General features: G+C 39.5%; 10 protein-coding genes. 8 read left to right on the top strand and 2 right to left on the bottom strand.

Translation table 11 applies throughout. The features are described 5' to 3' along the window. The gene (locus tag MAQ5080_RS05420) at positions 1-858 is read left to right on the top strand and encodes a hypothetical protein (RefSeq protein WP_067206627.1); all 858 of its coding nucleotides are present in this window, start codon (positions 1-3) and stop codon (positions 856-858) included. Between the two features lie 105 nt (positions 859-963). Here the strand turns inward: MAQ5080_RS05420 and MAQ5080_RS05415 are convergent, their stop codons facing one another. Next, positions 964-1,890 carry a restriction endonuclease gene (locus MAQ5080_RS05415; protein ID WP_067206624.1) on the bottom strand — a complete coding sequence of 309 codons (927 nt, stop codon included), beginning with the start codon at positions 1,888-1,890 and terminating at the stop codon, positions 964-966. Between the two features lie 526 nt (positions 1,891-2,416). Between MAQ5080_RS05415 and MAQ5080_RS05410 the strand changes: the two genes are divergently transcribed. The 6 genes from MAQ5080_RS05410 (at position 2,417) to MAQ5080_RS05385 (ending at position 9,594) form a co-directional block, all read left to right on the top strand. Beyond that, positions 2,417-3,241: a TnsA endonuclease N-terminal domain-containing protein gene (locus tag MAQ5080_RS05410; RefSeq protein ID WP_067206621.1), complete on the top strand. Its 825-nt coding sequence runs from the start codon at positions 2,417-2,419 to the stop codon at positions 3,239-3,241. Further along, on the top strand, positions 3,234-5,435 hold the full coding sequence (locus MAQ5080_RS05405) for a TnsB C-terminal domain-containing protein (RefSeq protein ID WP_067206618.1): 2,202 nt from the start codon (positions 3,234-3,236) through the stop codon (positions 5,433-5,435). Before MAQ5080_RS05410 ends, MAQ5080_RS05405 begins: the two co-directional genes overlap by 8 nt. Before the next feature lie 53 nt (positions 5,436-5,488). Continuing rightward, positions 5,489-6,937, top strand: coding sequence for a TniB family NTP-binding protein (locus tag MAQ5080_RS05400; protein WP_067206615.1), 1,449 nt, complete (start codon positions 5,489-5,491; stop codon positions 6,935-6,937). Beyond that, positions 6,938-7,822, top strand: a complete 885-nt coding sequence (locus tag MAQ5080_RS05395) for a TniQ family protein (RefSeq protein ID WP_067206612.1) — start codon at positions 6,938-6,940, stop codon at positions 7,820-7,822. A gap of 1 nt (position 7,823) precedes the next feature. Further along, a complete protein-coding gene (locus MAQ5080_RS05390; protein WP_067206608.1) occupies positions 7,824-9,203 on the top strand; it encodes a TnsD family Tn7-like transposition protein in 1,380 nt (459 codons plus the stop codon). Between the two features lie 106 nt (positions 9,204-9,309). Continuing rightward, positions 9,310-9,594: a hypothetical protein gene (locus MAQ5080_RS05385; protein WP_067206605.1), complete on the top strand. Its 285-nt coding sequence runs from the start codon at positions 9,310-9,312 to the stop codon at positions 9,592-9,594. Between the two features lie 1,001 nt (positions 9,595-10,595). Here the strand turns inward: MAQ5080_RS05385 and MAQ5080_RS05380 are convergent. Then, positions 10,596-11,561: an integron integrase gene (locus MAQ5080_RS05380; protein ID WP_067206602.1), complete on the bottom strand. Its 966-nt coding sequence runs from the start codon at positions 11,559-11,561 to the stop codon at positions 10,596-10,598. 362 nt (positions 11,562-11,923) lie between these two features. Here MAQ5080_RS05380 and MAQ5080_RS05375 point away from each other — a divergent pair, with 362 nt between their 5' ends. Continuing rightward, a complete protein-coding gene (locus MAQ5080_RS05375; protein ID WP_156731483.1) occupies positions 11,924-12,709 on the top strand; it encodes a hypothetical protein in 786 nt (261 codons plus the stop codon). Positions 12,710-12,866: the final 157 nt, after the last annotated feature.

Below are 12,866 nucleotides of genomic sequence, written 5' to 3'. Positions count from 1 at the left end.
ATGAAGAAAATGAATTTTCCAGAAGTGGATGATATTAAAGTTTTAGATGATCTGTCAAAAAATAAATCCTTGTCTAGGACAAGCTATCCATTACTTCTAAGAGATAAAAATAAAGTAGAGAATTCTTACAGAGATTATAATCAAAAAAAAGGAAACGCATTCAATGTTTCTTTTGTGAGAATAGATTTGGATTTAAAATCTGCTTTATTGAAAAATTATAACTCACCTCCTAAAGAGTTATCTTTTATATCTATTCTAAGAGACTCATCACCAGAAGTTTGCCCTATGTGTGGAGCATTCTATCCCCAGGAGTTAGATCACATCATGCCAAAAGAAGACTATCCAGCTTGGACTGTTTTTTCTAGAAATTTGGTTCCTGCTTGTAGTTGTAATAAAAAAAGAGGGAGAACTCTAAAAGGAAATAATAATGAGCGAATATTGCATCCGTACTTTGATAACTTCTTAAAAGATAGGCTTTTAACAATATCTTTTTCACACGATGCCAATAAAAAATTGATCGATCCGAAAATTGATTATGTGGATGAGAATCATAATGAGATATTATCTATTAAGTTTCATGCGGAAAGTATAGTTTTAAAAAATGGAATAGAAAAATGGCTTCGCGGACAAATTAATTCTCTAAATGTGTTTCCTGCGAATGTAATTAAAAATATTCCAAGGAAGAAAAAGATAAAAATTAGAAAGTTGATCAAATTGCTAGAAGAATTGTTAGAAAGTTATGATGATCAGACTGGATCCAAAAATAACTGGAACTCTATTTTAATACATGGTCTTCTTCATGCACCATCAAGCTTACATCGTTTTATTGTTAAACAACATAACAATTCTATAAATTGAATGGTGAAAGTATAGGTCATCTGAAAGAATTAGAGAAAAATCCCCTAATTTACTGTCACACATATAACTTAAAAAGAGCTTATTTTCAGTACTTCTAAGTAATTATTACCCTTCAAAAAACTCTTCATCAATCTTCTTAAGGTGAAGAGTCTGCTCATTACGACTACCAATGTTGTAGCGCAACATTAGCTTTGCAAGTTGCTGGCCGTTAATTAGAACTATGCGCGATCCAAGGTCTCTTGCAGTGCTTGTAGCAGAGGCTGTGAAATCGGACGTGGTGATGAATAGGCCTTTCTGGGCTCGCTTCAAATTCAGTGCACCAAAGAAATCCCTTATGTCCCCAGAGCTGACGTTATTGCCAGCCGCGTAGCGTTTAGCCTGAATGTAGATCTGATCAACCCCTAAAGGATCTTGGTTGATTACGCCATCCACACCGTTATCTCCGCTTTGACCTAGTGCATGAGCTGTACTTTCACCTGTTCCACCGTATCCCATCGCCATTAGTAGATCGATAAGTAACTGTTCAAAGAATGCAGGAGAGACTTTTCTAGTTCGAGTTAGAAGTTCTTCTTCAAGTGCTTGGTTAATACGGTGATAGGCCTTAAGTAACGCTTCATCTGGGGTGATGTCATCATTATCAAGAGGTTCTTGTGTGTGGCAATTGTTATCAGCGACCTCTATCTCATTGCTTTTATTCTTAAAAGCAATGAACTCGTCGAACTGCTTTAGGTACTCATTATTGATCTCTATGTTTTCTGATAGAGCTTGTTTACCACGTTCTGTAATAACGAAATGAGCTCGTTTAGGGCTGTCTATTAGGCCTGCTTTCAGCAGATAAGTACGAGCCCAACCCACACGATTATCGATCATTCGCTGCTTACCACTTGGCAAAAGCTCATTCTTTTCCTCGTCAGAGAGGCCAAAATGAGACGATATTTGGTTAATTAGGTCGCGAAGCTTGCTCTCATTTTCTTGATCTGAATTAAGAAAATGAAGGAATGGGCGCATGATTTCTTGGTAATTTGGGATCAATTTGCTCGTCCTTAAGCGCTCAAAAGAGGCCAATTTGGCATGATTTCTTTGAGATTTACGGGGCTTATTATACAGGTATTAGGTCTTAAAAATGACTATTTAACGCCTCACGTCTGCATTTTTTCAGGCCCTAATCTGATTTTTTCACACCTGTGATCTTACTTTTTTGCACAAGTTTATCTCGGCTGATGTGACTTTCTGAAACGAAATCCAACCCTTGAAACCAGCTAACCATCAGAAATTAAAGACATTTCCCTATCACAAGACTGTGATCCTTACTGACGTAAAATCTGACTTATTATACACGAAATGAAATAGCCTTAAATTAGTGACAAATATTACCATTTGTTTTTTTTGATTTCGAAATGTGTATAAAAAATCAGATGGATTTAGATAATATACACGAAATAATATCAATAAATTCAAAGGCTTATGATTTAAAAAAGTTCTTGACGGTAAAGCTTTTGTTGGCTAATTCTATATGTGTGTTCTAGTGACACTATCAATCATGTTGGAGTTAGGTGAGATGGGAAAGAAGCTAAAGGGGGTAACTATTGAGAGGCAGCAAAAGTGGTATGAAGAACACATTCAGAGTTTGAAGCCTGAATATATGTACACACCTTTCTGGCGTGCAGATGACATAAGAAGCTCTGGAGTTAAGGTGAAGATTCCCCACAAGTTTACCCATGGAAGGCTGGTTCATTTACTGTCACTAAATGAGCTGTGGATGTATCTCCATCTAGCGCGTAATCCCTTGGTGGTAGATGTTTATGAACAATTTGCCATCCCATTAAACTTCAGTTTGGGTGTTGCAGATGATTTTGGAATCGAACATCCAACTCACGATAAAGTGAGTACACCCGCAGTCCAAACGATTGACTTCGTTGCAGAACTTATCAGTCCAGAGACGGGTGAGATTGAGACGCATGTCATCGCGGTTAAGCATGAGGAAGAAAATGATCTTACTTTTCGAACAGAGGAGAAGCTTGCCCTTCAGAAAGCGTATGCAAAAGATCAGGGGTATATCTACCACCTTGTAACAGGCAATAAACTTAGAACTGTTTTTAGTGTGACATTGGAGATGTTATATCGCCATCGAACTTTACCTAATTACTTAGCAACGTTAAGCAAAAGCTGGTTGAACAATTTTGCAGGCGCTATTTTGGACGCACCTCATGAGCGTACTGCTTACTTGATTGATCAAGCATCTAAGTCAACAGGTTGTAACTATCAATTGGGGGTACAGTTATTTTACAACGCAATGTGGCACAAGAAGTTAGTATGGGATTTCAATCAGTACTTAAAACTTGAAGTGGCTGCCTCAGATCTGGGGGTGCATTTAAATGACTGATTTAATCGATGAGAATACTTACCCTGCTTCTCAACTAGAAGAGAATTCAACGTTTTTGTCCTTAAATGTAAATGTAGGGATAGTGAAAACCGATACTGAATTAAGCGTTGAACATGGTGAAATAGAAACAGCTAATACATACCTTGTTGTTCGTATTGATATAGCCCGAGATAAAGTATGGTTAATCAATCACGAAAAACCCCCGACCTTTCCGTTCAGCACCTCCTATAAAGATCTTCTGAATGCTATCGACGATAACACTCTTGAACTGATTGAAGTTCATCAGGACCTTCGTGCATATATGGCATTAGACGATCTATCTGAAAAAGGACGTAAAAAAGCATTAGAACGTTATGAAGTCATCAAGCCGTTATTAGATAACTATGACGATTTATTTATGAATCACCGAACCGGTGATCTGATATTAAAAACCATCAAAGAATCCAACCGCTCAGCACAATTTGTCTACGATGTATTAAATGCATATTTTTACTATGGTCAACGTATTGCGGCATTGGCTTTGCCAATTGGAAAGAGCATTCACGCCGAATCTAAAGCGAAGAATAAGACCCCGAAAAAACTCGGTCGTCCCAATATCTACGGAGATGAAGGGAAGGCGCTCGTTGAATACGATCTAAAGGCTATGGACTACGCTTACAGGCGTTATAACGTCAAGAATGGACCAACTATGGAGCAGGCCCATGAAAAGATGTTAATAAATTTTTATCGCCTTAAGAAGGTGAAACTCAGTAAGCAAGAGCAGCTCATTGCTGGTAGAAAGTATAAGTATGAGTTTAGGCTTCCTACTGAGTATCCATCTATCAATCAGTTAAGAAGGCACTTCGACAAGAAAGGTGATGGGCTTATTCCTGTTCGAGATAGGAATAGGTCTAACGATATAGACCGTAAAAAAGATAGAGCTGGGCGAACAGGTAACGCTCATGTCGAATGTAATGCTTTTGGTCAAGTGTTTGAAATCGACGAGACTCCACTCGACGAAGAGCTTGTTTCCATTTGGGATGTAACTCGAACACGAAAAATTGGTAAAGCAACGCTTTACTTTGTAGTTGATCGATTCACTAAGTATATCGTTGCCGTTTACATTACAACCGAGAATCCTTCATTCAATACGATCCGCCAAGCCATATTGCTTGCAGCAACAGACAAAACCGAATTTTTAGAATCTTTAGGGTTTAATTCGGGTGAGATCAGTTGGCAATACTATGGCGTTCCATCCGTCATTTTTGTCGATAATGCTGAATTCAAAAACAAGGTATCTGAAGGGGCCGTATTTGATCTTCAGACGACCATCAAATTCGCTCGACCAGGTCGTGGTGACGATAAACCAAATGTAGAAAAAATGTTCGACTCTTTCTCGAAGGTATTTCGAGGAATTAGCAAGGCCCATCAGACAAAAAGTATCAGCGATATCAGTGCTCAACTTGCACGAAAGCACGCATGTCTAACGATAAGAGAGCTATACATCATAGCGGTTATATTCATTAACTATCGTAACAATACTCATCTGGTCAAAGATTTTCCTAAAGATCAAAGCATGCTACTGGATAACGTCGAGGCTGTTCCTGCAAAGTTATGTGAGTGGTCTGAAATCTATCGTCCAGGTTATGTCGTCGAATATCCAAAACATGAGTTGTATAGAAAATTGATGCCTAAGGGTGAGGTAAGTGTCCATCGAGAAGGTATCCATCTACTTCAGAAGGGGCTTCGATATAACTGTGATTATATGCTGGCATCAGGCTATCAAGATCAGAAACTTAATCGCAACAAAGCCTACAGATTTCCATGTCGTTACAGCGAATCTCTCGTTGACTTCATTTATATCGATACTCCAGATGGCCTCCAAATAGCTGAGCTAGACAGTAGGGATCGTCGATTTCTAGGAATGAGTTTTTATGAGGTGAGACTTCTAAAAATTCAAGAAAAGAAAGAGGCCCGCACTCATGAACATAATGAGCGTGGGTACAGAGCTTATTTAACTAATACTTTAGAAAGCTTCATAAATAGAGCAAATTCCATGAAACAAGATTCACCTATGCCGGATATCTCAACCATAAAAGAAAACCGATATTTTGAAAGCATGGTTAATCGATTTTCTGATGTGCATTTATACCTACAGGCTATTAATGACAGCATAGATAACGAGGATGAAGATATTGAAGACGACGAGGATTAATCAAGTTTTCACTATTCATAAGAGACTAATAAACCTAATTTTCAGGAAAACATATGACAATTATAAAAGCACGCTATCGTGATGATATTCAGTTTGAGCTTGCGAAAAATCCTTTGATTGCTGCGCTACCTGATCGCGTAGACTCAAATCGACTTTCAGAGCTGTTAACTCGAATAATTAAGTCACAGGATAGAGATACGCTCAATCAGAATGAATTAGAAATGGAGATAAAAAAGCTGAAGCATTCTTTCATCATTACAGATGATCACAAGGCATTTTATACTGAGTTCTATAAGATGATTGAGGAAGGGTATTTACATCGTAACCCAATGGACGTCGAAGTGGTTAAGTTTAGCTATGACATAGCTGATCCGAATATCGATGTTTCCGAATTGTCGCTTTATAAGAGTGCGAGTCTAAATACTGATACAACATCTGAAGCCATGTTGGTCACAGGGTTTAGCGGAAACGGAAAAAGTCTGATGACAGAGCGAATTACAAGCATTTGTTTTCCTCAAGTCATCGATCACGACATTGAAGGCTTTCAAGACGCTCAGGTGGTCTTTTTGAAGGCTGACATGCCTCATAACGCTTCACGGTCTGGGTTGATTATAGCTATTTTGGAAGAACTGGACCGTGCAATGTCTAAAAGCAAATATGGGCCCACTAATCATTCGGAGGCACTAAAAGGTTCGAGAAAAAGCATTACTGTTGAACGGATGACACAGAAGCTAATTGCGGCCTTGAATCAACATCACGTTGGGGTGCTGATAATTGATGAGTTCCAGAACTTGGAAGTCTCGTCAGCTCGATTTCGATCAGAAATGATTAATCTATTTGACCAGCTATCCAATCAACTGAAAATTCCAGTGGTGAAAATAGGTACGCCGGACACCATCAAGCTGTTTGGTAATAAATCCTATAACCGACGCCGATTGGGTAAGTTAATGGAGCTACAAACGCTAGGCGATGATGCTTGGGATAAGGCAATGGAGCAGATTTTTCTATTTCAACCTCTTCCAAAACCAATTGAGCGCAAAGAAAGCCTAGAGAATGACTTGAAAGATTATACCGCTGGTGTTCCTGCATATCTGTTTAAGTTGTGGCAAGAATGCCTTTTGGAAGTCATTCAGAGCGGAAAGAAAAGTATTTCTACAACCTTGATAAAACGTGTTCACAAAAAGCAATTTCCTCTATTGGGGAGCGCTATTAAATTCATTAAGTCAGGAAAAGCAGGTAATTTTTCTGATCTATTAACAGTTCAGCAATTTTTAGATGAAGGAAGCTACGGACCGGCTATTAATAGTTTAAAACACTTTGTGGATCATTCGACCCTAAAAGGAGAAGCCGCTCAAGAAGTAAAAAGCGATATTGAAAAAGCTATCAATGAGAACAAGTTGAGCCCTTCGCAGAAAAAGAAATTTCGTGGTCTTAAAGAGTCTTTGGAGTCAAAACGATTGGTGAAATTAGGCCCACAGACAATAGAGCACGAGGGGAGTTAAGTGAACTATATTCAATTATTTCCAGATGAGCACATTTACAGTGCTGTGATACGTTATTGGTATAAGTCTGGAGATATGTTTTTGACTCGTCGTCATCGATTTAAGCTCCATGACATACCATTTCATTCATTCAAAGTGAAAGCGCCTTTGTGGACTGATATCAATCGAGTGATTGAGCGTTATCGCTTCTCTGAACCGGATGAATATCTGCTAAGGCTAAATCATACAACTCTTCCATTATTGCTAATATCAGCAGAGTACGAAGACCTTTATAAGTATGTTTTAAGTGGAAAAGGATATCGATATCGAGAAGCACGAATCAACTCAGATCATCGGTGGCGTCTCTGTCCCATATGCTTTCAGGAAGAGCAGCAACGTATCGGTATTGCATATTGGCATGTGTCTCATCAGTTGCCTAGTTTGATGTATTGCACAGTTCATAATGTGAGATTGCATACGCATGACTCTCTTAGTGTTTTGGATAATCAATTACCACATCACGTTATCGATATATCTGAGCCTATCTTGGAAGCTGAAGAATGGGAGCGGCCTTGGCAAGACTTCATCGTTAAACTATACGACAAGATGAAAACCAATCCGCAATGGATACAAGAAGCGCTTACTGAAATTAAGAGTGAAACTCAGCATTGGCATAGGCCTGAAAACTTTGGGCGAACCAAACATATTCATTCCTTTCGCCGTGAAATCGAAGCTGATATCGGATTTAGTTTTGATTATCTAACAGATTTTACGACTAATACACCAAAAGACGTTTTTAATATGTTCTGGCATCCTGAACAGTTATTTAAAACTCGCGTATCTCCCTCTTCTGTCTTGCTAGGACTATTTTGGAAGCGTGATCACTTAAAGTGCTTTGAGGTGTAGTGTGAGAACTGTAGTCATCGAGCCGTTTGAGACTGTCTATAGTTGGGTGACACGAATTCATCGTAAGCACGGCTTCATGGATCTTGAATATACCTATGGTGAATTGTTCAACATGCAACGTGTCCATATTCATCCATTTCTTCCATGTCTTCTAGGAAAACTAGCAAATGCTACAGCTACAGATGTTGAAAACCTGATAATGAATCATACGCTTTTCCCGCTGTTTAATTACTTTCAAGCAGAGAATAGCGAGTGTCGTAAAACTATGATTTGGAGCGACCATGCACCGATACAAGCAAAGAGCTTAGTTGGGACTGGTTCAGGCTTTATTAATCGACATAAATTTTGCCCAAAATGCGTTGACGAGATGAGGGCTCAGAGGGGATATGCAATTTTGGATATCCGACATCAAATTCCCAGTGTTGAAGTATGTTTTAAACATGAATGTCAACTGATTAGCATTCAGGCTAAGCCTTCTTCTAATGAAGAACTGAAAAGCCCGATAGACGGATGTGAAGCGGCTGCATGTAACGATAAGACAAAAGCTTTCGCCCTGTACTGTAACGATTTTCTAGAATCTAGAATAGTTTCTGTTCAAGCCCAATATGATCCTATCGTATATGCGCAAAGATTAGATGACATGGGGCTTATTGATAAAGCGGGTTTTATAAACCATAGCGCGTTAAGAGAAGGCTTTTTTGAATATCTTTCTGACCTAGAGCTAGATTCAGGGATGAGAAGTAACTTATCAATTAAGTTCGTGAATCAACTTTTTCTGCACAAGACTCACGACAAAGTACATCCTGCATACCATATGCTCTTTTCTTTTTGGTTATTCGAGGGGGGGATTGGACCGTATGACGAGATAAGTTACCGAAGTGGCGATGTCATCAGCCTAGTAAACCAAGGGCAGACCTTAACAGACATTGCTCAAGAGACTGCGGTAAGTCTTAACGTCATAGCGTGTATCAAGAAGCTTAATATAACACCGCCAGCTACCAGAAAAGAAACAGCCGAGATGAAAACCAAAAGGGAAAAGCTTGAGAAGGAAATCCGCTATCATCTGATAATTTTAACACTGTTAGGCCGTAGTGATGAGAGAATTGCAAATCTTCTAGGGATTGATATCAAGGCAGTGAAAAGAGAGGTCGACAAAATTAAAGGGTTGAGAATGTGGCGATTTTCTCTAAAAAGAAAACGGCGACTTGTTGAGTCTGCAAACGTGATTAGACGTATCGTGAATGAGCATCCTGAGTGGACTAGACTTAGGATTTCAAAGGAGTCTTATACAGAATATCAGTACCTATATCGGAACGATAGAGCCCTATATGAAAGCATTCTCCCTCCAGCATTAGTTAGAAGAAAAAAGACAGACTCGTAATCAAATCATACCCAAACACCATGGTGCATGATCTTGGTTCCTGCTCGATTTTTGAACATGTTCTTTCTATCCTTCAAGTATCTACAATATAAACGGAGAAAGGGTTATGTATATCGATCATGATGTACTAATAGGCCTGATACCATGTGAACATCCTTTCACGTTTTACCCTGTAGTAGACATATCAGAACCTTACCTTTTTGTTTTCTTAAGAATGCTACAAGAGCTTAGTGAGCTTCCTTACACCCTTGAAGTCCTTCATGTCGATATCGATCAGACCTACCGCATTCCCACCGCTCAGCTTTATTCAAACAGCCCAAAAAATGAAATTGATCCAATCTTGGATCGTTATGGTGCACTGTTAAGGCAAGTGGCGGGGCTAAGCAGTTAGCGACTTTAGCAACCATTCGTTGAGATCGTCTGTTTGGTCTTTTCCCGAACTATTCCGTCAAAGTTAAATCACTCTTCTGAAACATTAACTAAGCCTTCTATTGGTAGCTTTATAGCTGACATACTTCTGGTCTGACTGATGTAGGTCGATTTCTGGGAGAGTGTAAGTGTATATGGTTGTACGAAATTTAGTCTATTCTATTAGAGAGGCTGTGAAAATCGAGTTCAATATTTGCTTCAGATTTGGATGAAATACAGCATCTCTTCATCCATGATTTGAGTAGAGAAAGTCCTAGAATGTACAGCAAAGTTGCGCCTACCAGCTTTTGAATAACTGCATATTTTAAATACTTGTAGCTTTTTGATTTATAAAAAGTTTTTCTATTCTTCGTTAAATATACTTTTTAGATGCAAATACACACCCCGTAATACGTGGCTTACAGGCCGATCTATTCTTCACTTTAATTATGTCGGAACACCGCTCTCCGAACTCCGTAGGAGCGGTCTCCGACCCGCGACCAAACCAACAACCTCCACGACAAACCGAAACCCCAAAGCCGTACGAGCGGTCTCCGATCCGCGACCAAACCAACAACCTCCACGATAAAGCGAAGCCCCAAAGCCGTACGACCCGACTCAGTCGGGGATGAATCTCGCAACCTTGATGGTATCGCTAGATTGCTGATAACCAGCTTCGGCTTCACCAACCGCTTTGCTGCGCCATTCCCTGCAATTCAATTTGCTTGCGCACGTCTCGTCTCATTCTTCGACACCGACACTTTTGTTTGTAGATAGCGCGCAAATCAAACGCATGGAACACCACTAACCGGTTCTTGTAGGAGCGGACTCCGCTCCGCGATCAAACCAGCAATTCCCACGATAAATCGAAGAATCAAAGCTGTAGGACCTCGGTTCCCGAGGGATCAACCAGCCAACTCGGTAATCTCACTAGGATACTGATAAACAGCTTTGGCTTTACCAACCGCGCTTTGCTCCCTTAATTCAAAGAATGCTATCAAGAGGACTGTTGGTTCCGGCAAAGTATTGTCCAATAACATGAGTGTAGATCTGTGTTGTAGAAACATCGCTATGCCCCAACAGCTCTTGTACAGTGCGAATGTCTCTACCAGCCATTAGCAGATGGGTCGCAAACGAATGCCTAAAAGTATGGCAATTCACACGTTTGGTTTGAATGTTAGCTAGCTGAACAGCTTTTTTGAGGATTTTTCTAGGCACTGAGTCATGCAGGTGATGGCGACAAAGCTCACCTGTTAAAGGATGAGGGCTTAATGTGGTCGAAGGGAATAAGTACATCCAACTCAATTGCCGAAATGCATTAGGGTATTTTTTGCTTAAAGCGAAGGGAAGTGATGGCCCGTAGCCTTTAGCATTATCTTGCTGTTGAACTAATTGCACTGTTTCAATTTGCTTTGAAATACTGCTTTCTAATTTTCTGCTTAAAATAGTCGTTCGATCTTTATTGCCCTTACTGCATCGAACAACAAGACTGCCTTGTTCCAAGTTTAAGTCTTGAATTCTAATCCTCAAACACTCACTGATCCTAAGCCCGCTGCCGTAAAGCAACGCAAACATCAGCCTATCTCGCTCACTCTCAATTTGATCAATGATCAACTTCACTTCGGCGGCAGAGAGTACTGATGGCAAACGCCGACCTTGCTTGGCATGCTGAAAACCAAGATTTCCAAGAGGCTGTTCAAGTACTTTGTTATATAAAAATGCGAGCGCATTCAGAGCAGATTTCTGTGTATTGATAGCAACATGCTGTTCTGTTGCCAGAAAGGAAAGAAAGGCTCTTACCTCGTTGGCTCCCATTTGATTTGGGTGTTTGAGCTTATGAAAGCGAATGAAATAACGAATCCAATATAAGTAAGATTTCTCCGTTTTCATGCTGTAGCCGCGTATACGTAACTCGTTTCGAAGGTGATTCATAAATGGGCTGGAAGACATCGCACACTCCTTGTGGATGATTTAATGATACTGTTTAAATATACAGTTTATTTTTGTTCTCACAAGTTGTTTGCCTGTTTCTATGATCTGAATGCGGTTCGCTTTCTTGGTTTGACATAGAAGCGTCAATGAAAGTGTATTAAGATCAATAACTAACCAATGACGCAGCCAGAATAACGTGCTGTGGACAAATGATATAACGCGCATGCTCGATTTTCTGTCTTGAGTTGTTGTGGGGTAAGTCTAAAAAGTGGTGTTAAAACAGGTTTTTAGAGAGGACTATTTAGGTTCTCCGGCACTGCGTAAACGAGCATGCGTACTATTAAAATGTTACATGTCTATATCTTTTCCAGACTGAGTTAATGATGAGTAGTAAAAAAAACAGATCTATAAGTGTCACAGATACAATTTTACTTGTTACGAATGCAGGAGGTCGATGTAGCTTCAATTATGAAGGAAAATATTGTAATAAAATACTTTCTGATGGCCGTGTTAATCTTGGAGAAAGAGCGCACATAGTTGGTGTTAATGGACCTAGAGCAAACGAATCTATTAAATGTGATAAAAATGCATATGAAAATCTGATCTGGTTATGCCGAGACCATCACAAAATTATCGACCATACCTCAAATTTGAACATCTACACGGTCGATGCCCTAAGAGAGATGAAAGCACGGCATGAAGCGAAAATAAGTACAGGCCGCTACCCATATTACGGTAGTGATCAAACGACGCATGACTATAGTGTGCTGAGTTGTCTTTTTGAGTTTATAGATATTCATACGCTGTATTCATGTGCAGCATCTTATCCCAGAATCCACCTAGATTTTTTTGATGTTAGCGATATGTGTTTTCATTTCAGAGAAGGAAATCCAGGTGCTTTACCTCTAAAAGATCCAGTGCTTAGACGTGCATTTATGAATTTTGAAAGCTCACATTATAACCTTGCACAACTATTACGCCCAAATAATACAGTTAGTGAAGATATGTTTACCCATATTTATACATGGCCAAGAACAATTTTCGGTGAAAATCGTGTTTATAAATATCTACTTGATGTAGAAAGGTTAATTGATCTTATTGAAAGTAGATTTCCTCAAATACTTCACCAAAAAGTTTATGATCCATTTCCAGAAATTAACATGTAACAAGCGGGTGCAGCGGACCCACGAAGCCTGCAGGGCTCGAGCATACTTTGTTCTCTTTTTAACCAAACAATAATTGAGCACGATAATCATCGCTCCAAGTAGCTCTTTTTAGCTTCTGCCGTTGGCTCGGGGAGTCATCATTACATTGCCTAAGTAT

Source organism: Marinomonas aquimarina, assembly GCF_900089755.1.
GTDB lineage: Bacteria > Pseudomonadota > Gammaproteobacteria > Pseudomonadales > Marinomonadaceae > Marinomonas > Marinomonas aquimarina.
This window is presented reverse-complemented; position numbering and strand designations above follow the sequence as displayed.